Source organism: Mesobacillus thioparans (assembly GCF_965138835.1).
GTDB classification, from domain to species: domain Bacteria; phylum Bacillota; class Bacilli; order Bacillales; family Cytobacillaceae; genus Mesobacillus; species Mesobacillus thioparans.
Window position 1 is genome coordinate 122,268 of the sequence record NZ_CBCSFH010000008.1, and the last position, 23,794, is coordinate 146,061.

Sequence of the window (23,794 nt, forward strand, 5' to 3'; positions counted from 1 at the left end):
TTAGTATTATTTGTCTTTAATTTCGAGCAGCTTCACCCTCAACTCATTCTCCATCGTAGCCAGGTCAAGCTCTGCCTGACGCCTCTTCGTCCGTCCTTCTTCCTGGATTCTCAGAGTTTCTTCCAAGGTTGTGATCAGATTCTCCTGCGTTTTCTTCAATGTTTCAATATCAACGATACCGCGTTCATTTTCTTTAGCAGTTTCGATTGTGTTTGTTTTCAGCATTTCTGCATTTTTGAGCAGGAGTTCATTTGTTGTTTTTGAAACTTGCTTTTGAGCTTCCACTGCATGCCGCTGCCTGATCAGTGTTAGCGCGATCGCAACCTGATTCTTCCAGAGTGGAATAGCAGTAACAATTGATGACTGAATTTTTTCAACCAGTGCCTGATTGGTATTCTGGATCAGCCTAATTTGCGGTGCACTCTGAATCGTGATTTCCCTGCTTAATTTCAGGTCATACAAGCGCTTATCTAACCGGTCGGCAAACTGAATCATGTCATTGACTTCCTGGAACTTCATTTGGTCCTGGGAAGCTTCCGCGGCTTTTTTCAGTTCAGGAATTGTTTTTCCATGCAGTTCTTCAAGCTTTAGTTCGCCAGCAGCGATATAGATGTTCAGGGCGTTGAAATACTCTTTATTCGTTTCATATAGCTTCTCAAGCATTCCAATATCAGAAAGCAGCACATTTTTACTGCGATCGAGCTTTACGCTGATCCGGTCAATTTGGGCCCCTGTCTTTTGATACTTTGAGAGGATTTCCTGGACAGAACCCGAAATCTTGCCAAACATCCGGGCAAAGAATGATTGCTTTTCGGCACTAAGTTCCTCTGGGTTCATATCATTAAGATGCTTCATCAAATCATTGATGATCTCCCCTACTTCACCGACATCCTTTTTCTGGACATGCTCAAGCATCGCATGAGAAAAAGTCAGCAGCTTCCCTTGTGCCTGTGTACCATATTGAATCATCGCCTGGTGGTTTTTCGGATCGATTTGCTCGGCCAACTGGTAGGCTCGCTGGCGATTTTCCTCAGGGATGACATCAATCAGCTTAACAGGTTTGTTTTCATGCTGCTGCAGGCTGGGCTGCAGCTGCATTTCCGGTGTATCGCCAAACGGGTTTGTTAAAATATCGTCCATGATATTGCCGGTATTTTTTAAAAGGTCTGGGTTTTTTTCTGTCATTATTTTAACCTCCTGGTCTCGTCAGGAATTTCATTTAGTTTCTTGATCGAATGCTTGGCTACATCGATTTCAAAATTCAGATGGTCAATATCGTCAGCCAGCATATAGCTCAAATCTTTCTCAACGATTTTGGTAAGTTCCTTCAAAGTATCTTGAGTATCATATAATGAGCGCTCCAGCTCGCGGTTTTTACCAGGCTGGGAGGAAAGAAAAGCATATTTTTCGCTCAGTTCCATGATGGAATCAAGATGGGAAAAATAAAACTGTTCTGCCTTGAAAAACCTCCTTGGCTCACGCGTGTTTAGCCTTTGAATGTTCTTCACAAGCCTTAGCAGCTCCATTCTTTGTTTCAACGAACGAATATGGCGGATCGAAAAGAGCGATTTCTGGACCTTTTTAATCTTCACATTCGCTTCTCTAAGATTTCTCTGTATATATTTGTATTCCTTCTTGGTCAGTCGGTTTTTTTCAAGGACTCGTCTTTCAAGATAATACCCTACTCCAAAAAACATGACACCCCCGCCAATGACCCCATATAGCGAAGACATCCAGAACGTCTGGTCAAAACCGGCATACGCCAGCAGCCAGATGAATGCGGAAAAAGGGATTGCCGAACCTGTTTGCATGAATCGTAAAAGGAATTTATTCATTAGTCATCGACTCCTGTATTGAATCTTCCTATTTATACGAATAGGAGGCGCAGAATGTTTCAAATGCTGTTAAAAAATGTTTTCTCCCTTATACAATACTTCAAAACAACCTCTTTTTCTACAGACTTGGTTAGTAAAGTCATCTAGGTCCTGGGACTGAGTGGATATACTCGTAAAAGTAGCAGGGTCTCTTTGTCGCATGCGGATAATTGCAAGGTAAAACGAATTAATTGCACGTTCAGGTGTAGTAATTGCACCGTCCTTCATAATTATTGCACGTTTAAGAGTATTAATTGCACTGAAAAATAAGTTAATTGCACACTTATCCAAATTTCGGTACTATTCCCCCATGCTTTTCGCAATCCTGATCTCCTTCGACAAAAGAACCGGGACAAGCTTGTAGAAAAAACTGGTAATTTGTAGAAACTTTTGTTGTTTGATTTTTTCAAAAAGGCGGTATATAGGGATTAAAGAAGTAAAAGTAAAAATAATACAATTGAGAAGGAGTGTTTTGAATGAGAGTCAAAGCTGGCAGCTGGAGCATGTTGAGTTCGGAGGAGAAATTATTATTACTTACAGTGATCAGCAAACAAAATAAGAAAGGTCCTAAAAATGATTAAATGTTGTATTGGTATCTGATCCCTTTGATAATTTTATATATTTTAATAAAGGGATCAGATAAAAAAACCTTACCCTCGGCTGAGGATAAGGTCAAAAAGTTATGCTTTTCTGCGTTGGCGGATAAAGAGGTAAATGCCACCTATTAATAAAAGCAATCCGGCCAGCGTGTAATTGTAAACATTCGTTGCCGTATTAGGTAGTTTCTTACCTTTCTCATCCTTTGTTACCGGTGATCCTTTGGACTCATCAGTATCCTCAAAAACACCAAATGTACTGAAATGTGTAGTCGTTGCTGATACAATACCTGTCTTAGCATCATATACGCTATCTTTAAGAACTTCCCACTCTTTAGTATCTTCATTGTAGTAGAAGATTTTAATCTTGGCTGTGTCGATTCCTTTTACTTTTTTCGGATCAACTTTAAGGGCAATAGTAATTTTCTTGCCTCCAAAGTCATGGAGAGTTTGAGAACCTGCTGAAATAGTAAAGTTATAAACAGGACCAATTGCTCCAGGAGCATACATTTCTTTAAGCTCGATCGTAATCTCTTTTCCGTTTGCAAATGCAACCATCTCTTCAAGCATGGTTGGAGGAATTGTTAACTCAGCATCAACCTTGTTAATCTTCATGCCACTATTATTGGCAATCAAATCCTTAAGGACAGCAGTTGTAAGAGTAACTTTCAACACTTCTACAGTTTTTGCATCTTTTGGTTGAACTAAGACAACTTGACCTTTTTCTACATCCTCTAGATTGATTCCATCAATTACTACACTCATTGATTCCTTATCTTGAGAAATGTTCCCTACTGGTTCTACTACACCATTAACTGGCTTAATTACTTTTCCAGGCTTTTTAGATCCATCTCCTGGTTTCGTTCCACCGTCNCCNGGNTNNGTTCCGCCATCTCCTGGNTNNGTTCCGCCATCTCCTGGCTCAGTTCCGCCATCTCCTGGTTCAGGGCAGTCACTTCCTGGAAGTGTTGAGAGTCTTTCAAGTTCCTTTGTATCTCTTACCCTGATACGTTTTCCTTGAGCAAATTCCCCTGATAAACCGATAGCTTCAAGCGTATCACAAGGAGCCAGAATAGGGACAGGTCCGCTTTGATTCACAATATATCCATCTGTGAATACAAGTACTTCACCAGAGCCATCATTAATCACGTAAGAGTTATCATCAAATTTAGAGACAACCTTACCCTTCACTTTAACAAGCAGTCCCTGGTTAGCTTCTGATGTTGCTTCTCCAGTGGCCACTTCTTTCGGCTGAATAGGGTCTCCCTCACCGATTTTAATGACATCCTGTTCAAACTTCACAAATTCGATTTCTTTATTGTTATCGAATGTAATGATGTGTCCATAAATACGGACCTTATCACCAGGCTTAAGGGATCCTGCAGGCACTTCCTGGAATGCCATGATTCCGCCTGTTTCATCCTGTACATAGAATGCGTCAAAGAATACTCCTGCTCCAGTAGTGACTGTTCCTTCAATCACTGTATGAGTATCTTCAGCCAGCTTTCTTGCATCGCCAATTTTTGTGACAGTTGTTTCGCGATGAGCGAGCCAGTTGACTGCATTCAATGCAAATTCATCATTTCCTTTTGGCTCGTATGATTCATCCATTTGTTTATCATTGAAAATATTCATACCTGAAACTATGATACGGCCTTTATCACCAATTTCTTCTGAAGCGATTAATGGTATGGCACTTCCGCCAGTTTCATCGGAAACCGAATCATAGGTGAATCCGCCTTTAATATTTCCCTGATACGTGGTTTCATTTCCTTTGGCCAGAATCACAACTTTACCAGTTTCGGACAGCGCTGAATTATCTGGTCCTGACAAACTAGTACCGCTGTAATAATCAAGGAACGAAACTCGGTCTGTAATATAGTTGGAAACTAATCCAGGGAATACCCTTACAGCATAAGGGGCCACTTTTGGATCACTCCAGAAGTTTCCTGATTTACTATCATCAAACACACCATCATTACCCATTCTGATCGATGTTCCGATCTGGGCCATCATTTCGTTGTTAATAGTAGGAGTGGTGCTGTTATTGCTCTTACCTGCCATCAATAAAGATCCGCCAGCTTTCACGAATTTTGCAATCGCCGCACTTTCATCAGCTGTGTACGATGATTTTGGATGTGTTATGACTAGTACATTAACATTACTTAATACGTTATCTGTGATGGCAGAAGTGTTTTCAGTAACTTTATATCCTTCTTTTTGAAGCATCGTTGTAAAGGATTTTAAGTTATCCTTATACGTTCCGCCATCGCCGCTCGTGTTTTCATTGCCGTGCTTTGCATCAATTAACACATTGACCCCGAGAGGTTCCTTAATTTTCACCGGAAGGACAAATTTGGTGTCTCCAAGCTCCAGTCCATCAAGAGAGGATACAACAGCAATGATACTGTGATCGCCTTTTAACGGACTGTTCCAAACAGCCGTTGCAGTCGCTACTCCTTTAGAAGGTATGGAGGAAATCTGCTGGGATCCAAGCAGGTTATCTGTCTTGACCTCGTCAAAGTATAGGTCCACTTTCAGGTTTTTAACTTCCTGAGTACCATTGTTCGCTACACTTGCTTTCAGTGTTGCAGGGTTGCCTTCAACAATAACGTCACCGACAATATCAATTCCGTTTACTTTTACATCTACAGCTTCTTCTTTTGACCAAATTGGAGCCGAGTACATGCGCTCGCCATCAGCCTGGGTAACTCTTACTACGAACCATTGCTGTCCGCCTGTTACCTTATAAGTAGGCTCCCAAGAAAACTCCGTAGTCATTGGAGAATAGGAATCTACAACCTTACCGCCGTTCGAAACTAACTCGACCTTTTCTACTCTGTCATCAGACTTATAGTCTGCAGAAAGATAACTGTAATCAGCCATGGATTTATTTTCAGCTACAAGATCACTGCCTTGGATCTTAAAATTCAAAGTCTTGCTGTCAACAGTTGAACCCATGTAGAAGCCATTTGCTTTTACATCGAGCGTGAAGTTAGGGTCTTCTGCCATGTAAACGCGCATATTACGCATAGAATGTAACAGAGATTCCTGTGAAAGATCGTCAGACACAATGACAGTACGTGCATTCGTCTGTCCCCATGTACCTTCATGGTTGTCTTCACCGTAAGTAGGGGCAACATGCCAGCCTAAATCCAATGTGGAGAAGAACTTCTTCTCTGCATTTGCATATCCATAGTGACCGGATCCGTTTCCTACTTCAAGCATCGTGAAAAGCTTATCTAAGTCTTTGTTATAAGGCTTAAAGTTATTGAAAGCATCCTTTGACATATCAGGATGGTTAAACTGACCGACAATATCATCGTAGGTCATGACCCACGCGTAATATTTGTTCAAATCTTGATAGATTTTCCCGTTAATGTTACGGTCGATGAAGTTCTCTGAACCAAAGATGTTTGAGTGGCCCCATGTAGTAGAGGTCATTTCAAACGCCGGGAATACTACGTATTCGCCATTCTTTGTATATTGAGCTGACAGATTTTTTGTCAGCTGCCAGTCTTCGCCGCCGCTGCGTTCAAGCATTCCCTCACGTTCTACCGTATCTTGTCCAAGCTTAGTTGGATCGATATCGTGGGAGTGATCAGAGAAAGCGAACCAATCATAATTATACTTTTGTCCTGCCTTCAAGGCTGCTTCAGGCGCACCAGCCCCGTCATGTGATATGTTCGTATGGTTATGGGTAGTACCGCGATAGTGGTTTCCACCTTCGAAACGCGGAACCACAGTGAATTTCCATTCATATTCATTGGCGTTTCCTTTGGAATCCATAGCTGTGACCTTAACTGTATGATCTCCAACAGCTAAATCTTCCTCCGGAGTGAATTTCACTTGGCTTTGACTGATTTGAGCATTCGTGAGCTCCTCTCCATCAAGCCACACTTTCACACTTGCCTGATCCACACCGCTTGGGTCTTCAAGCAGAACCGAAATTTCCGGGCGAGGACTTTCCACCTTAGTGCCTCCAACTGGTGCTTCCCCGTATATTTTAGGTCCATCCTCATCCTCAATCAGGCTAACATGATGTGGTGCATCTTTCGTGCCTGAGCTTTGCACACTTTCCCCTGCACGAGCTTCAATATAGTAATCAAATCCATTAGCCGGCACTTTTTCAGCTTGAAGGACTGCCGTATAACGGGATTCACTTCCTGCAGTCAATGGCAAAGCGATATAATCTGCTGAACCTGCCGCACGGTAGTAAACCGTTACAGATTCCGCTCCGCTAGCTTTTGCCACAAATTCAACTGCCGTATCTTTGTAAACCTGTGTCAAAGGATCATGATCAATGCTCAATTGTGCAATAACATCCTGCATATCACGCGGGAAAACCTGATAGCCGTTGACATGTGTTGCGTTTGTAGTGTATTGGCCGACGATACCGGTTACAGCATAACTTTTTCCGGTTTCGAATACTTCATCAGCCTTGATGCCTGTAGGCTCCATAACGCGGACTGTTGTTGATTTATTGTTCTCATCAACTAAAGTTACATTCCAGTTGGCGCCTGAAGTAGCAACCGATGAAACTTTACCATTGGTTCTGACAAGACTGCCTTCCAAAGGCTCAGCTGCCGTGAAGGTATTCAAATCCAGGATTGTGGCAGATTTAGCTGCTGGAACTGCCTGGCCCTCAGCTACTCTTGTAATTGCTGTAGGTTCTAATTCCGTCAAACCATTATATTGAATGAGTTTACCTGTGATTTTAAGCTTGTCGCCGCGGACAATTTTCAGCTTGGAATCAAAGTTACCAAAGATATTGATTCCAGCCGTTTCATCCTGAATGTAGAAATTATTTTTCTGGTTACCCATCACGCCATTGTCGACTGTGACGACACCTTCAACAGTAAAGAATTGATTAAGGTTTGCAAGAATTCCTTTTGAGTCCGTTACTTTCACTTCATTCAAAGGAGTAACGACATCAGTTGCAGCTTTCTCAACTGACACTGGGACGCTTTCCAGCATGATTCCCTTGCTGTCACTTGATTGCTGTGTAACGTAAACCGTTGCGGGAGCATTGTTGAAAGTGATTGCATTAAATGCCCCAGTGTTAAGGACCTCGGTTCCATTACCGTTTAATCTCTCCCCTGTGTTTGCAGAAGAATTTGGATAAACGTAGATTGTCGACCTGACTACACCTGCACCGGCATTGCCGATCAATGTACCTTTGCCATTGTTATCCACGCTGTAGCTCAGTTTGTCAGCCACTACATTTTTGCTGTTCTGGGCTAGGTTAATTTGGATGGCATCGCTTTCCTCTTTGCCTTCCTGTGTAGCCGTAATATAAACCGAAGTTAATGCTTTCGCTGTTTCAAAATTCACTTCGAATGATCCATCAGCAGCTGCATTGGCACTGCCAAGCGTGGTACCTTTTGCTGATGTTTCATAGACTTTGATGACAGACTGCTCGATAGTTGCTTCAACAGATCCAGTCACTTTTGCCTTACCATCCTGCAAGGTAAATTGAATATTGTTTCCTAACGGCTGAAGGCTAGCATCTGATTCCATTGGCGGTTCAGCCGGGCTGGCACTGTTCTTTGGAACTGGTGCTGCTGCCACAAAGTCCATTGCGTTATCATCTGAATCCCAGGCATTTCCAAGACCAGGTTCAGGAAGAACGTTTGCGTAAGGACGACGCTGGGCACTCTTCGTTGCTGATGGCGCCGGTGTTGGACCACTACCTTCAAATACACTTGCAGTCGGTCCAAAACCCACATAGTCAATTTGATTTTTATTTTTGTCTAACAGCTTTACTTTACCTGCTCCTGCAGCCATCGCTATGGAGCCAGAAGCATCTGCATCCGGAAGCTCTTCTCCATTCGCGCCGCCTCCTTGAGTGATTAAATAAAATCCATATCCAGGTATCTCATCTGTTAAACTTGTTGACTGCCATGATGTTCCCCCTGCAGAGGCATACTCGACAGTCCATCCTTCAAGAGACACAGGTTCTGATGTTGGATTATATAATTCTATGAAGTCTTTATTTAATGAAGCACCGCTGTTTCCTCCAGCTCCATACACCTGGCTGATCACCACATGTTCAGAAATGGAAGCGTTTACTTTTAAAGCTAATCCACTTGGTAAAAACGTACTAATAAGCAATAAAATAGCCATGGACAAACTAGCCCATCTTCTGTAATCCCTCATTTTTCTTTTCATCCAGTACCTTCCTTTTATCATACTTTATATCTATCTAGTCCCCAGAAACTCCTTTCATTGATTAATAAACTACTATAATTCTACAAAATATTGTTTATGAAAGATACAGAGTTTTGTAAAAAATTATTAAAAATTCGACAAATTTCTATCATGTATGTACTTCTCTAGGAAAATATGTTTATATTTAGATGGGATTTTAGCAGATAATTTACAAACGGGGGTCAACATGTGAAGACTAAAAAATCTGGTAAGACAGCTTTATTTCAACTCTTTATCATCATCCTTATGTTCTACTCCTTTCCTGTTTCTACATCGGCGCATCAATACAGCGCAAGTTTTACAAATATTGAATTCAACCAAAACGAAACATTATTTACGTTTTCGTTTGATACTTTATCTATTCTTGAACTCCAGGAAGATCTCGATGAGAATAAAGATAACATTTTACAAGAGGAAGAAATTCAAGCGGATAAGGACCACCTGATCGAATTCCTTACTCACAGTGTAATTCTCGACAGAAATAACGAACAACAAGAACCTGAAGTGCAATCCATGATTTTAGAAACCAAGGAGAACAAAGAGTTTCTGACGCTCTCCCTGAAGTACCCAGCCTTTGCACCTGGTGATACCATTACCGTCAACGATGGACTTTATTACAAGGATTCAGAAACAAACTATGTGAATCTCTTGTCCGCTACCTATCCTGGCGGTTCAAGCCAGGCGGCGTTACAGGGTGAGAATCGTTCATGGACGATTCTGCTCACAGAAGACCAACAGGAGCAGCAAGCAGGCGGAAACGGGGAGCAGGCGAATACTCCTGACTCTCAGCCAGGTTCCAAACCTGAAGCTGAAGCAAAGACCACTTCTTCCTGGCTATCTTTTTTCAAACTGGGAATGGCTCATATTTTAACAGGGTATGACCATCTGCTATTCCTGTTCGCACTATTGCTGCGGAAACAAACGTTCAAGCAATATGCGTTGATCGTTACATCCTTTACGGTTGCTCACAGCATCACCTTAAGTTTGGCGGTATTAGGAATCATGGATTTGCCATCAAGGTTTGTTGAATCTGCCATTGCACTGAGCATTATTTATGTGGCAGTGGAAAACATCTTTAAGAAGGAAGTAAACCACCGTTGGGGATTGACCTTTGTCTTTGGATTGATTCACGGACTTGGATTTGCAAATATTCTTCAGGAGATGAATCTCTCAAAGGGAAGCCTGGTATCCGCACTTTTCAGTTTTAATATTGGGATTGAAGTGGTGCAGATCGCGCTTGTGCTGCTATTGCTTCCTTTGCTGACCTACTTGCATCGTTTAAAGAATTCAGCCAAATATATCAAACTTGGATCAATCGTGATTATTTTGTTTGGAGCATTCTGGCTTGTGGAACGCTTATTTTCATAAGCTTGTGTTTTGGAAAATAAAACCTCTGCCTGTATACGTGGCAGAGGTTTTTCTATTTTCTGGCTTATTTCAGTATAAGAAATGAAGACCTGAAAAAAATAAGCAAAATAACAAAAATGTCTCATGCAAATAGGAGTGATTGTTATGAGGAACTTTTCTATGTATGTATTCGCAACAGTGATGACCTTCTTTTTATTTTTCCATCCCGATGAAACCAAGGCCTCCCCTCGTTTAAATGTGCTGAGTGGAGAGAAACTATTTGATATCCCGACAGAAGACAATCTCCAGGGAGTCGCCTATTGGGATAACCATTTTTATGTCGGATACGATGTCGGAAAGGGTTATGGTGTGATCAGAAAGTACAATTCAGGAGGAAAGCTGGTAAAAGAAACAGAGCCTCTATCTATAGGGCATGCAGCCGAACTGGACTTTAGAGAATCGAATAAGAGGCTATATGTGTCTAACGGAGGAGGAAAGAATCCTACTTTTATATATGAAATAGATATATTGTCAAGTAAGCCATCCATTACAAGAAAAATCGATTTCCATTCACTAGGAAATGCCGGTCTAGTGGCAATTGATCATCATAGTGATACTTTGGTCATCCACACAGCAGAAAGTGATACAACTCCCCCAAAGCTCAGTATTGCAGACTTTAATGGCAACATTATTAAACAATTTCCCATTAAGTATCAAGGAATTCCTCAGGGACTGGAGGTATTCAATGGCATCATATATTTTCAAACGAATAACCTTCTCACAATGCTGAATTTCAATGGACAGATCATTGGACAGACAGCCATAAAAGAACCTGGTGAAAGTGAAGGAATCACCATTCTTACAAAGGGAGGTAAGGACTATTACATTTATGCCTATCGTCATGGAAACCGCATATACAGAGCTGATTTATATACCATTCATAAACTCGCTTTACTAAAGGAATAATAGGAAAAAATGAATTTCAGGAGGGAAATCTTGAATTGAGAAGATTATCAGCATTAGCGTTAACGAACCTGATTTCCCTCTGCCTAAAATCACTTTTTACCCGGTACGAGATCATTGGCAGTCTGGATATTGGCGGCGCTTTGGTCGAAACTTCCTTTTTAGTTTTGCTGGTGTTACTATTTTCACTGCTATGGGAAAAGAATTCACAATATGTTTATCTACTTTTAAATATAACAGGTTCACTTTTATTGTTAACTGCCATCATGTACTTTGATTATTACAATTCTATTGTGACTTATAAATCACTCGCACAGGCTGGCCAGGTTGGCGAAGTTAAAGCCAGCATTTTTGCTTTATTCAAATTTAAATATTTACTGTTTTTTGCAGATTTGCCTGTCCTAGTTCTGCTGAAGAAGAATTGGCCGCTCCTTGAAATTCAAAAAAAAACCTATCTGCCAATTTTGGCAGTTACCATTCTTCTTATCATCTGGGGCTTTTATCGATCTTCCAATATCATCAGTGAAATTAGCCAATATGAAACAGTAGGGTTCTTCGCCTATCAATTCCTGGAGGCATCTTCTGAAGCTGGTTTGTTATTAAAGGACAGTGAAAAAATTAATCCAGCTTTGATTAACAAAATCAAACCATCCCAACAAAATGAGGACCGGCAATTGTATGGAATTGCCAAGAACAAGAATGTAATCATCGTTCAGCTGGAATCTGTCCAAAGTTTATTACTCAATAAGCAGATCGATAATAGAGAAATAACACCTAACCTGAACAAATTCATCAATGAGGCCTTTTTCTTCCCTTATTTTTATACCCAGGTTGGCAAAGGCAACACTTCAGATGCTGAGTTCCTTGTCAATACCTCTATCTATGCCCTTGGGAGCGAACCAATGTCGACAGCCGCCGCCGGTAAGTCTGTTCCGAGCTTCCCAAAGCTCCTGAGTCGATCTGGTTATTATTCAGCCACCTTTCACGCGAATGAAGTATCATTTTGGAGTCGGAAAGATATGTATGATTCCTTGGGCTTCAATCAATATTTTGACCAGGATTATTTTGGAACCGAGGACTTTATTGCATATGGAGTATCGGATGAGATTTTATATAAAAAAACAGTCGAACAACTAAGAAAGCGAAACAAACAAAAATTTTACGCACATATCATAGCCCTATCAAGTCATTATCCATACGACCTTCCTGAAACAAAACTTACTCATGCGATTACACTGCCCGAATCCTATAATGATTCAATCGTTGGGTCTTATATAAAATCGGTCAGTTATGCTGATTTTGCTTTTGGAGTGCTGATTGATGAATTAAAGGCATCTGGCTTGTATGATGACACGGTAATTGTTGTATATGGCGACCACCAGGGACTACAAACCCAGAATGAAAGGGATATATCTATTGTTAATGAATTGGTCGGACATGAGTACCATTCTGTCCTTGACCATTTAAACGTACCGCTCATCATTAAAGTACCATCGGCAACCGGTGGGAAAATAAACACCATCGGGGGATTGATAGATGTGTACCCTACCATCGCAAATCTCTTAGGGCTTGATATAGGAAACGAAATCATCTTTGGAACTGACCTGTTCAATACGACAAAAAATACGATTGGAATACGCTTTTATGCTCCAACAGGAACCTTTGTGACGGATGGATATTCATTTTCTCCAGGAAAAACGAAGGATAGCGGACAGGTTACCCTAATAGATAGCAGAAATGAAGGCCCTGCTGCAGCAGACTCAATAAAAGAACTAAACAAAATATTACATTTTATGAGAATCTCGGATGCGTATATTCACTCACTAAAATAAGCCAGATTATGTCTCATTCTGGCTTATTTGGGGTTTAATATTTTGGGATATACTGTCTCTCCAACCAAAAAGCACTTAATTCGATACATTTTTTCATATAGAGTTTTTATTTTACATGGAAGACTTGTCGTAAATTGTAATATAAATGTAATTTACCCGTTATTTGTTTGTAACCCCTTTCGTTTTATACTATGTTTAACTTCAACCAAACGGGGGTAAACAACTTTGTTTAAGAGAATTATCACTTCACTTTTGTTCTTAGCACTAGTTGCAACTGTCGCACCGTCAATAGATCAAGCATCGGCTTCTGGAAAAACTTATGTAGTTAATGTGAATTCCGGTAAATTGAATGTTCGTAAAAAGCCATCGGCATCCGGCGCTATAGTTACTAAACTATCAAAAGGACAAGCAGTGACTGTTTCTTCTCAAACAAAAGGTTGGGCAAAGATTTCAGTTAAAGGCAAAAAAGGATATGTAAGTTCAAAATATATTGCACCTAAATCTTCCAAAAAGACAACATTTAAGAAAGCTTCTGTAACTCCTGTTGGTGATTATAAAACAAAAGCAATCTCAGTTGCTAAAAGCAATATGGGCGTGAAATATAAATGGGCAGGAAACAATCCAAACGGGTTTGACTGCTCTGGTCTAGTAAGCTATTCATTCACTAAAGCTGGAGTAGATTTGCCACGTACAGCTGGAGAAATGTATAATGTAGGTACTAAAGTAACCTCTTACCAGCCTGGTGATCTATTATTCTTTGCAACAAGCGGTGGAAGAAAAGTAACTCATGTAGCTATCTACATTGGAAACGGCCAAATGATCCACTCAGCAACCTCGAATGGCGTATCAATTGCAAGCATTAACAATCCATACTGGAAGCCAAGATTCATTGGCGCTAAAAGAATATAAGCGAAACCGTGGCTGAATCAGCCACGGTTTTTTTGTTCTATGAATCTGACATCTATCCTCTTCGGCCCCTATGATCGGATAACTACAATCGCAAACCCGAAGCAGTATGCGCCAGTCTATTACCCAATGCATCTAAATGAATTTAGCGGAAAGCTATATTTACTTTTGACATTGTTCAACAAATTGCGACAAAATACCTATTGACATTTTCCATTTAATTGAGATATTTATACATAGAGGCAAAATCATTGAAAAGTGATGACGCAAAGCTATAGGGACTTTTTCCAATCAGGAATGTCAGCCAGCTATCATCAATCATAAAGGGTGAAAATTGATGTCAAACTATCACTGGCTTACGCCAGAGGAAAAGCAAAGAAAAAAAGCGAAGCAGAAAAAATTAATATATGCAGGATTATTTTTGGCTACTGTTTTACTCAGTGCAGCTATAACTGTGCTTGCTAATCAAATCTAGTCTTTGAACAAAGCTCCGATATTGTGGAGCTTTAGCTTTGTTTATTTTTCACATCAAATGGGATGCTAAATGAGAGTATATCAACAATAGGGTTATAGAAAAGGCATGCAATAAGCATGCCTTTAGTTTTGTTAAGTTTATCAGCCTGCTGCTCTTCTTAACCCCAATATACAGCGTATCCATCACTTTCTTCCAATAATCTCCCAAATCATTATTTAAAAGCCATCGCAGCGTTAACAGCTTTCTTCCAGCCGCTGTACAGCTGATTTCGTTCCTCTTCAGACATCTTTGTTTCAAACTTCCGGTCAATCGCCCACTGGGAAGCAATTTCCTGCTGATCTTTCCAATACCCAACCGCAAGTCCAGCCAGATAAGCAGCACCAAGGGCGGTCGTCTCGTTGACTACTGGCCTTTCGACAGGCACATTGAGGATATCACTCTGGAAGTTCATCAGGAAGTTGTTTTTCACGGCACCGCCATCAACGCGCAGTGTTTTTAGCTCGATACCTGAGTCTGCCTCCATTGCGGATAGTACATCCTTCGTCTGGTAAGCCAGTGACTCAAGGGTGGCACGGATGAAGTGTTCCTTGCTCGTTCCGCGGGTCAAGCCGAATACCGCTCCTCTGACGTCGCTGTCCCAGTATGGGGTTCCAAGCCCAACGAATGCCGGTACTACATAAACACCATCCGTGGATCCCACCTTTTCGGCATATGACTCGCTATCACTGGCGTTTTTAAGCATCCTCAATCCATCACGCAGCCATTGGAGAGCTGACCCGGCGACAAAAATACTGCCTTCCAGCGCATATTCCACTTTGCCGTTCAAGCCCCAGGCGATGGTCGTCAGTAACCCGTGTTCCGATTTCACTGCTTTCTCGCCGGTATTCAGCAGCATGAAGCAGCCGGTACCGTACGTATTTTTGCCCATGCCTTCCTCGAAGCAGGCTTGCCCGAAAAGTGCCGCCTGCTGATCACCCGCTGCACCGGCAATCGGGATTTCCTGGCCAAAGAAATGATGTTTTGCCGTTCTCGCATAAACCTCGGATGATGGCCGGGATTCCGGCAGCATCGCAGCGGGAACACCGAGGATTTCGAGAAGCTCTTCATCCCACTTCAGTTCATGGATATTGAACATAAGCGTACGGGACGCATTGCTGTAGTCTGTCACATGGGCATTCCCGCCCGAAAGCTTCCAGATCAGCCATGTATCTATTGTTCCGAACAGCAGCTTCCCTTCTTCCGCTTTCTCTCGCGCACCTTCCACATGATCAAGGATCCACTTCACCTTCGTCCCGGAAAAATAAGCGTCAATCAGCAGACCCGTTTTTTCACGAAAAAGGTCATTATGTCCCGCAGCCTTCAACTCATCACAAATCTGGCTCGTCTGCCGGGATTGCCAGACTATCGCGTTATGAACAGGAACTCCGGTTTCTTTATCCCAGACGACCGTCGTTTCCCGCTGGTTGGTGATTCCGATACCGGCAATTTGTTCAGGTTTAACATTCGATTCCGATAACACACTAGCAATCACAGACAAGATAGAACCCCATATTTCATTCGCGTTGTGCTCGACCCAGCCCGGCTTCGGAAAATGCTGCGTGAACTCCTTTTGCGCAACGTGGGCGATACTTCCCGCCTTATCAAAAAGAATGGCCCTCGAGCTCGTCGTCCCTTGGTCTAAAGATAAAATATACTGTTCCATCCCAAATCCTCCCTTTTATCGCAAAAAGGAGAACCCCTACAGAAATCTCCCTATAAATAGGATTTGTCTGTGTGATTCTCCCCGACTCCATCACGATGATTAACTTAATTGCAGTATACATGACACAGAAATCGCTTTCAATCTTTTTGGCATTTATGCAGACATATGATCTGATAGAAAGTTTTAATCAAACGTTTGATTAACTCTCATTCGATAAAAATCGGTAAACACCCAATCACGCTAAGATTTAATCACGATGATCGGTTTCTTCTTAGCATCTAGCCATTTAAGCGTTTTGATGAGATTTTTTTCGCTTGTCGCCACGCACCCGAGAGTATACTTGGTTTTACTTGTTTTCACATGCAGGAAGATTGCACTTCCAGCTCCTTTGACGATCGGTTTCTCATTATAACGAATGACGACCCCATATTTATATAATGGATGATTCAGTCGTTCAAAAGACTTCCACTTTTTCTGTGGATTCCCTTGATAACGGACCCATTTATTATAATCCTTTGACTCTGCATCATCGATCCAGTAGTCGTACTTTGTTGCTTTCTTAAAAGGATACTTTGTTTTTGTTGGCTTAGTTTCCCAACCAAATGCTGTGCCAAGGCGGAATGTCCCCACAGGCGTCCTGGCATCGCCCTCTTTCATTTTCCCCGTCCCTTTCTTCCCTATAACCACATTCATTGGAGGGGAGACCTTTTTCCATTTCCCATTCTTTTTTTCATAACGCTGCATGGTACCTGTTGTTTTGGATTTCTTCGATGGAGTAACAACAATCATTTGTGAAGCCTCTTGTTTCAATTTCTTCGCCTTTTCTGCACTTGTCGGAATCCCGCTGGCTTCAGAGGAATAAGCTGGAATGAGCAGCAGCGGAATGAAAAGAGCAACCATCAAAAACTTTATGAATTTACTCTTCATACAACACTTCCTTTTTCTTTTCTTCAAAAACCTATACGACTGCCTTTTACGTAACTATATGTTTGTACCGATTCAGCAATTACAGCAGGAATCATTTCCAGCATTTCCACCCACCAAAATAAGATAATTAATAATTAATTATTAATATCCTATATTCATCATGATCTCGTCAATCGATACCCTTCTATATTTCTGGTATTTTTCTTTGCCTGTTTCCATTCAACAGAGCATGAATACCCGTTTTATGTGTGAACCATTCTTTTATATGAAAAACACTAAAAGGACACCCATTACCGGATGCCCTCTCATGTACTACGTAAAATCTATTTAAGCGTATACCGCTTTACCCCTTCACCCTCGATCAACTTGATACCTTTCTTTGATTCTACGAAAAAGGTAAGAGATCCTTTTGAATTTTTAGTCATTTTTTCTCTCAACTCTTCTGCTTTTTTCCGTTTTTGATTAAAGGAGGATTCTTTCATCTGAATGACGACCTTATGACCATAACTCAATTCAACTTCAGTTCTGCGAATTCCGAGTGCTTTTGTATTTTTCACATGCATTAGAGAGAACCATATGCAGAAGTCATCATTGTATGACTTGGTTGGGAATAACCAGATTCCCAGATGACAGTTAACCTTAATCGGGCACATACTGACATTACCCAGCAGCCTTCTTGCACTTTTACGACCTGTTTTAAAATTCGAGCCAAGACCAATCATTGTTTCATTTATGATATTTAACGGCTTCATATCAACCAGGAATGTATCTTCACCCTGGATCACCCTGGCGTATAGCTTTCCATTCATATTGTATTCCCCGGTCAATAACACCGTTTCTTCGTTGAGTATGTAATCCGTTCGTACTTCCATCCTTTTCCCTCCTCATAAAATCTATTGATTATTTGATTGGAAAGGGTATACTAACATAGTTGGTATACCCAACCCTTGTCCTCGGGAGTCGACCAAGACATTTTCCCCGAGGGCTTTTTATTTTTCCTATGTGACCTCTCTCCTTCACCTCCCAGTAACCCCTGCTGGTATTATTATATAAATTTTTCCTTTTATAAGTAAATCGTCTTTGCTTTAATCTTAATAACAATGAATCTTATGGAATATTGCCAAAAAAATGTTTTTCTCGTATAATATATGTTATTTTTCAGAAATTTCCCCAATTTAACCTCCATTTCTTTCAATCACTCCCATTAACCTTTCATTTCATATATAAAAATAGTGCTAACATATCCATACAACCGGATAAAAATTTTTTCTTCTTCAGACAAACAATATTCACAATTTGATTGAAATCTCATTTTTTTGCTCTTTTTATATGAAATTGTCTGATAACTTCTAATAATTTATTTTTGCATCCAAAAAAGTCTCTTCATTGTGCTTTTTTGCATTCAAAATTAAAATTTCTAAATTGGCTCTGCTTCTGGGGTCATAGGTATCCTAAAGCTACCCGGGAATACCATGGAAAGCGCGCGCCCAAAAGGATTGTAAAATGGAAGGCTTTGAGCAACTGGCAAAACAATATGAACCAATGATCCATAAAATTATCCGCTCGCTGAATATTTATAAAAATCAAGAAGACTACTTTCATATTGGCCTTGTCGGTCTCTGGGAAGCAGCAGAAGCCTTTGATCCTGAAAAAGGCGAGTTCACCAATTATGCTTATTCGTATGTAAAAGGTCAAATCTTGAATGAAATGAATCGAGACAACCGATTTGAAGAACGGAGCATTCATCCAAAAGAGGAATACTGGGATTCAGTCGAAGAAACGCAGCCAAACCAGCCGCTTGAACTTGAGTTTTTGCTCAGCTACTGCCAGGAACTCACTGAAAAAGAAACAAAGTGGGTCATCTACACCTGCGTGGATTTCCTATCTATCAGAGAAATCGCTGAAAAGGAAAATGTATCTATATCAGCGGTCAAACAGTGGCGAAGCGGTGCTAAAAAGAAGCTTAAGGAGCAATTGTTGGAGGTTTTTAATTAATCAGAGCTAGTAACCTAGTTGAAAAAGCCAATTTACTACATAACACGCTTGCCATTCTAGCTTATTGGCGAAGTTCACAATTTTATTGGCGAAAATAAACTTTTATTGGCGATTTTTCGATTATATTGGCGATTTCCACTTACTTATTGGCGAAAATCAATTTTTATTGGCGAACTGGAAATTCGGGGCACTTTTTTCCAGTTGATTATTCCAGTAAAACAACATGTTCAGCTCAATCGAACTGGTCCATTATTGCAAACACCCTTCTAAATTTCCAAAAAGCCTGAAACCATTGATATTCCTTAGGTTTCAGGCTTTCTATATAATCCAAATACTATTCCATTTCACCTTACAAAGCATCCTTCCAATTTTCAGAAGTCAATTCCATGAATCTCTTTTTATCCTTGTTTGCTAGAGCTTGGTCGATTTCCACTTCTCTTCTTTTCTTCAGAAACTCATTCTGAACCTTTTGAATGATTCTGTTTGCTCCATCGGTATATCTCGTCTTTTCCCGAAGCAGGATCAGTTCAGTATTGTCGGTATCATGAACGGCATCCATATACATATTCAAGTTCATTTCCTGTTTATAAGAGTTCGAATTCTTGTCATTGTTCATCATCAATCCCTGCTTTCTGTTTGGGTTTGGTTGTTACATACTATTTACCCAAATTTCAAAAAAGTTAACTTATAAAATTCTTTTATGCAAAACATAACGAAAAAAAAAGAAGGGAGTAACCGATGATTGGTCACTCCCCCACATACTATTATCTCGTCAAAAAGTAATGAAACAATCCATTATAAATCCCATTCGCAGCCTTCTTCTGATACGTTGTTGTCGCGATTAATTTTTCTTCGTTTGGATTCGAAAGAAACCCCAGTTCTACCAGTGCGGCTGGCTGCCTGTTTTCACGCAGGACATGGTAGTTGCCATATCTGGAGCCCATATTGCGCAATTGCGTAGTAGCAACTAAATTACTTTGGATTAAACCAGCCAATGCTGCATCCTTTGAGCTGTTGTAATAAAATGTCATGACCCCGGTGCTCGTTGAGGAGTATGCATTATAATGAAGGCTTATGAATGCCTGTGCTTTATTATTGTTGCTTACGTTCACTCGCTGGGCCAAGCTTATATAGCTGTCAGAGCTTCTTGTTAAGATCACTTTGGCACCAGCTCTTTCAAGCAGAGGCTTCAGCTCCAAAGCCGTTCTCAGTGTCAATGTTTTTTCCAGATAGGTAACCCCTCTGGTTCCGCTGTCATATCCGCCATGACCCGGATCAAGCACGATGACCTTTCCTTTTAAAACAGAATTCGGATCACGGACAAGTGTTCCTGACACCCAGCCAATTATACCAGTAGGACTCTTCACTTTTACCCAGCCATTGCTCTCGCCAAGTTTGTCCATGAATGTTCCTGCCTTCTCTGTATACAGGATGGCATATGATGTGCCTGGACCCTTTCGAATATTGCTATTCGCTTTTAAAACTACCTTTGACACTGTGGTAGTGGTTGCAGGCTTTTGCTTAGATACATAGGATCCAGATACCCATCCAGTTTTACCAAGAGTCGTTGCATATACCTTCAACCATGTCCCGTCATTGCCATGAACGGTGACGGCAGTACCTTTAGGCAATGTTCCTAAAACACTTCCGCCTGGTGCACTTCGAAAGTTAAGATTCGTTGCCGTAACATATCCTGTCCAGGTCGTTGCAGAAATATATTGCGTTGCAACCCAACCCTTAACTGTGCCATAAACAATCCTTGACCAGCCGTTCTTCTGTTCATATACAGTCACAACCTGACTTTCCTTCAGCTTTCCCACTATAGAATAGGAGGTTCCTGGCTGTGAACGGACATTGAGCACATCTGCGTTCACTTTTGCTTGAAAGCTGTAGGCTGCCTGTGTACGATCAGCTTGAAAAGAGAATAAAAATGCTAAAAAGACCATAATACTGAGAAGCAATTTACCAAAAGAAGCGACTTTCAACATTTCCCCACCTTTTGTCTAATTTTGTCTTATTTGAAAGGTCAATCCAAATATAAACCAATTACTGTGAGTTAAAGAGGGAGAAAAGGCCTATTTTTTGCGAATGGAATAAATTAACACCAATATTTTCCTGGAATAATATTATGAAAAATATGAAACAAAACGGGTAAATAACTGCAATCAAAAAGAGCAGCCATAAAGGCTACTCTTCATTCATAATTAGTTTTTCCCATTCAAACAAACTGCCAGGATCTGTTTTCCGTTCGGGCGCGTATTCGTCATGGCCGATGATATGGGTTCTGTCTCTTTTTATCATTGAGTTTCTTTCAAGAATATCATCTATTAAAAGATTAAGAGCCTGATATTGTGCTTCTGTGTAGCCGATATGTTCGGCCGGTATTTGCCTGTAATGCTCCGGGGATATGATCTGCTGCATTTCTTCTTCCGTCCCAATGGCCATTAATTCAATACCAATTGAGTATTTATTTAAAAGATCTTCGTATTCTGTGTATCCCTCAATGCTCCCCTTGCCGGCATGACGGGCAGCCCGAGTTTCCGGCAACAGGAAATATATTTTCCCTTCACGGTCGATCATATAATGAGGAGATACATCGTAGTCATTAAAAATTTTTCGGATATCTTCATATATATAAGGTTGCTCAGGATTTAAAGCGGCATTGCTGATGAAATGCAAAACGATATGGGTTGGCACATTGCTCCGCTGCACAAAATTCATATTCGGCATAAGGTCTTTAGTGACTGCAAGTCTTGTTTCGCTTAGAATTGCCAGTGGCTCTTTCTCCTCTGCCTTGGCCACCGTTTCTTCTTGAATCCCATGAGAACATCCGCTCAGGATCAGTGACAGCAGCATCCCTAACTTTACTAGTTTCCCCTTCTTTTTCATCGATTTCCCCCAATAATCTCTATCTATATTTCAAAATAATTCGCCATAATATTTGAATCACCTTTATCTAATCTTTCATTTTTTTATCGGTGTAATCTATAACAAGGTTAACTCCAATTTGAGTTAACATTGACAATGCTTAACTATTACCAATGTAGAGTTATAAATTTCCTTTTGATATAACTTCTTTAATCAATCCTTTTTCCGGTAGGTCTTTAGTACTAAATTTATGAATTTTCACTTAATTCGTTCTATAATAAAATAAATTTGGTAGAATTAAGGTGTTTGGCATGGTAACTAGTTTAGTAGCAAGATTACTTTTGTTTACAAGGAGGAAACTGTTGATGAATTATCGTAACAAGTTCTACCGCAAACTTTTATCAGTAGCTGCTTCTGCTGCTCTTTTGACATCCATTGCTGTTCCTGCAGCGTCTGCGAACATGAAGGGCGTGAAGCCTGGCAAGCCTTACGAGTTAACAGTAATGCATACAAATGATACGCATGCGCATTTGGACTCAATTGCCAAAAGAATTACAGCGATTAATCAAGTTCGTGAAGAGCACGCGAATACATTATTATTAGATGCTGGGGATGTTTTCTCAGGTACGCTCTATTTTAACGAGTTTCAGGGACTGGCAGATTTGGAATTCATGAATCTAGCAGGCTATGATGCCATGACATTTGGAAATCATGAATTTGATCAAGGAACCGCCACTCTGGCTAACTTTGTAAAAGGAGCGGAATTCCCATTAATCAGCGCGAACGTTAACTTTGAAAACGATGAGAATATGAGTAAGCTGGGACATAATGAATTCTCTTCTAAAGCAAACGACGGTGAAGTCTATAAAGGCATCGTAAAAGAGGTTAATGGAGAGAAAATCGGCATCTTTGGACTCACGACTGCTGAAACAGTAGATATCTCAAGTCCTGGAGAGGGTGTCGTGTTCTCCGATTACATCAAAGAAGCAAAAGCTGCAGTTGAATCATTTGAAAAGCAAGGAGTCAATAAAATCATTGCGCTGACTCATATCGGTCTGAATGATGGCGGCGGAGACAATGACCTGACACTTGCTGAAGAAGTCGAAGGAATCGATGTTATTGTTGGTGGTCATACTCACGTTAAGTTGACCGAGCCAATTTTAGTGGAATCCGGCAAAGAACCAACTGTCATCGTCCAGGCAAATGAGTATGGAAATTTCCTTGGTACCTTGGATGTTAAATTCAATAAAAATGGACGGGTAATCGAATATGCCGGTGAATTGTTGGATGTGAAAAACTTTAAAGATGATCAGGCAGCACTACAAATCCTAAACGAAAAATACAAACCTGCCGTTGATGAAATGAAAAACACAGTCATCGGGACAACAACGGTAGATTTAATTGGTGGAAATCCTGCGGCAAGAACAGTTGAGACGAATCTTGGAAACTTGATTACAGATGGAATGCTCGCAAAGGCTAAAACCATCAACCCTAGTACAGTCATTGCAGTCCAAAACGGCGGCGGGATTCGTACTTCCGTCAAAGCAGGAGATATTACGATGGCAAAGGTACTTGAAGTCATGCCATTCGGAAACTCACTGGGAATCATGCAGCTGACAGGTGCTGAAATCAAAGAAGCATTGGAGCATAGCGTCAAGGATGCCCCGACAGCATTCGGTGGATTCCTGCAGGTGTCAGGCTTGAAATTCACTTACGACAGCTCCCTTCCAGTTGGCCAGCGTGTACAATCAGTTGAGGTGAAAGAAGACGGTGTCAACTACGTAAGTCTGGACCTTACTAAAACATATGGAGTAGCAACAAACACTTTCACCGCTAAAGGCGGAGACGGATATGATGTATTCGGAAAAGCTTATAGTGAGGGACGTGTAAGCGAACCTGGTTTCGTTGACTGGGAAATCTTCACTGAATATGTGAACAAGCAAGAAAACAAGACAGTTAGCCCTGCTATTGAAGGCCGTATTATCGATGTAGCAAACTAATCAAGCAGTGCCCAGCAAACCGTGATGGTTGCTGGGCATTTTTTTATATTAACATCCTACTAATTGAATACATCATATTCTACAAGATTACACCAGCCC

General features: G+C 40.9%; 16 protein-coding genes, 1 pseudogene and 1 riboswitch. Of the genes and pseudogenes, 7 read left to right on the forward strand and 10 right to left on the reverse strand.

Translation table 11 applies throughout. The features are described 5' to 3' along the window. Positions 1-6: 6 nt before the first annotated feature. The 4 genes and pseudogenes from ACNAZ4_RS14440 to ACNAZ4_RS14455 form a co-directional block, all read right to left on the reverse strand. Positions 7-1,185 carry a toxic anion resistance protein gene (locus tag ACNAZ4_RS14440; RefSeq protein WP_415815336.1) on the reverse strand — a complete coding sequence of 393 codons (1,179 nt, stop codon included), beginning with the start codon at positions 1,183-1,185 and terminating at the stop codon, positions 7-9. Next, positions 1,185-1,835: a 5-bromo-4-chloroindolyl phosphate hydrolysis family protein gene (locus tag ACNAZ4_RS14445; protein WP_415815338.1), complete on the reverse strand. Its 651-nt coding sequence runs from the start codon at positions 1,833-1,835 to the stop codon at positions 1,185-1,187. The genes ACNAZ4_RS14440 and ACNAZ4_RS14445 overlap by 1 nt, the downstream gene beginning before the upstream one ends. Before the next feature lie 719 nt (positions 1,836-2,554). Then, the gene (locus ACNAZ4_RS14450) at positions 2,555-3,235 is read right to left on the reverse strand and encodes an LPXTG cell wall anchor domain-containing protein (protein ID WP_415815477.1); all 681 of its coding nucleotides are present in this window, start codon (positions 3,233-3,235) and stop codon (positions 2,555-2,557) included. 139 nt (positions 3,236-3,374) lie between these two features. After that, positions 3,375-8,662, reverse strand: a pseudogene (locus ACNAZ4_RS14455) (CehA/McbA family metallohydrolase); the annotation flags it as partial. Between the two features lie 207 nt (positions 8,663-8,869). Here ACNAZ4_RS14455 and ACNAZ4_RS14460 point away from each other — a divergent pair. From ACNAZ4_RS14460 to ACNAZ4_RS14480, 5 genes are all read left to right on the forward strand, one after another. Beyond that, positions 8,870-10,048, forward strand: coding sequence for a HupE/UreJ family protein (locus tag ACNAZ4_RS14460; RefSeq protein WP_415815340.1), 1,179 nt, complete (start codon positions 8,870-8,872; stop codon positions 10,046-10,048). A 144-nt stretch (positions 10,049-10,192) separates the two neighbouring features. Then, positions 10,193-10,993 carry a hypothetical protein gene (locus ACNAZ4_RS14465; RefSeq protein ID WP_415815342.1) on the forward strand — a complete coding sequence of 267 codons (801 nt, stop codon included), beginning with the start codon at positions 10,193-10,195 and terminating at the stop codon, positions 10,991-10,993. Positions 10,994-11,028: 35 nt separating this feature from the next. Next, the gene (locus tag ACNAZ4_RS14470; protein ID WP_415815344.1) at positions 11,029-12,822 is read left to right on the forward strand and encodes an LTA synthase family protein; all 1,794 of its coding nucleotides are present in this window, start codon (positions 11,029-11,031) and stop codon (positions 12,820-12,822) included. Positions 12,823-13,047: 225 nt separating this feature from the next. Beyond that, complete coding sequence (locus tag ACNAZ4_RS14475) at positions 13,048-13,731, forward strand: C40 family peptidase (protein WP_415815346.1); 684 nt, start codon at positions 13,048-13,050, stop codon at positions 13,729-13,731. Positions 13,732-13,959: 228 nt separating this feature from the next. Beyond that, positions 13,960-14,044: riboswitch (cyclic di-GMP riboswitch) on the forward strand. A 21-nt stretch (positions 14,045-14,065) separates the two neighbouring features. Beyond that, positions 14,066-14,203: a hypothetical protein gene (locus ACNAZ4_RS14480; RefSeq protein WP_415815348.1), complete on the forward strand. Its 138-nt coding sequence runs from the start codon at positions 14,066-14,068 to the stop codon at positions 14,201-14,203. Positions 14,204-14,414: 211 nt separating this feature from the next. On the opposite strand, the gene glpK is transcribed toward ACNAZ4_RS14480, so the two are convergent. The 3 genes from glpK to ACNAZ4_RS14495 all read right to left on the reverse strand — a co-directional run bounded on the left by glpK (position 14,415) and on the right by ACNAZ4_RS14495 (position 17,704). Further along, on the reverse strand, positions 14,415-15,905 hold the full coding sequence (gene glpK, locus ACNAZ4_RS14485; RefSeq protein ID WP_415815350.1) for a glycerol kinase GlpK: 1,491 nt from the start codon (positions 15,903-15,905) through the stop codon (positions 14,415-14,417). Positions 15,906-16,145: 240 nt separating this feature from the next. After that, the gene (locus ACNAZ4_RS14490; RefSeq protein ID WP_415815352.1) at positions 16,146-16,832 is read right to left on the reverse strand and encodes a L,D-transpeptidase family protein; all 687 of its coding nucleotides are present in this window, start codon (positions 16,830-16,832) and stop codon (positions 16,146-16,148) included. A gap of 323 nt (positions 16,833-17,155) precedes the next feature. Continuing rightward, the gene (locus ACNAZ4_RS14495) at positions 17,156-17,704 is read right to left on the reverse strand and encodes a competence protein ComK (RefSeq protein ID WP_415815354.1); all 549 of its coding nucleotides are present in this window, start codon (positions 17,702-17,704) and stop codon (positions 17,156-17,158) included. A gap of 631 nt (positions 17,705-18,335) precedes the next feature. Between ACNAZ4_RS14495 and ACNAZ4_RS14500 the strand changes: the two genes are divergently transcribed. Then, on the forward strand, positions 18,336-18,827 hold the full coding sequence (locus ACNAZ4_RS14500) for a sigma-70 family RNA polymerase sigma factor (RefSeq protein WP_415815356.1): 492 nt from the start codon (positions 18,336-18,338) through the stop codon (positions 18,825-18,827). A 349-nt stretch (positions 18,828-19,176) separates the two neighbouring features. Here the strand turns inward: ACNAZ4_RS14500 and ACNAZ4_RS14505 are convergent, their stop codons facing one another. From ACNAZ4_RS14505 to ACNAZ4_RS14515, 3 genes are all read right to left on the reverse strand, one after another. Further along, the gene (locus ACNAZ4_RS14505; RefSeq protein ID WP_415815358.1) at positions 19,177-19,446 is read right to left on the reverse strand and encodes an IDEAL domain-containing protein; all 270 of its coding nucleotides are present in this window, start codon (positions 19,444-19,446) and stop codon (positions 19,177-19,179) included. 145 nt (positions 19,447-19,591) lie between these two features. After that, on the reverse strand, positions 19,592-20,815 hold the full coding sequence (locus ACNAZ4_RS14510) for an N-acetylmuramoyl-L-alanine amidase (RefSeq protein ID WP_415815360.1): 1,224 nt from the start codon (positions 20,813-20,815) through the stop codon (positions 19,592-19,594). 199 nt (positions 20,816-21,014) lie between these two features. Further along, positions 21,015-21,716, reverse strand: coding sequence for an N-acetylmuramoyl-L-alanine amidase (locus ACNAZ4_RS14515; RefSeq protein WP_415815362.1), 702 nt, complete (start codon positions 21,714-21,716; stop codon positions 21,015-21,017). 344 nt (positions 21,717-22,060) lie between these two features. Here ACNAZ4_RS14515 and ACNAZ4_RS14520 point away from each other — a divergent pair, with 344 nt between their 5' ends. Further along, the gene (locus ACNAZ4_RS14520; RefSeq protein WP_415815364.1) at positions 22,061-23,695 is read left to right on the forward strand and encodes a bifunctional metallophosphatase/5'-nucleotidase; all 1,635 of its coding nucleotides are present in this window, start codon (positions 22,061-22,063) and stop codon (positions 23,693-23,695) included. Positions 23,696-23,794: the final 99 nt, after the last annotated feature.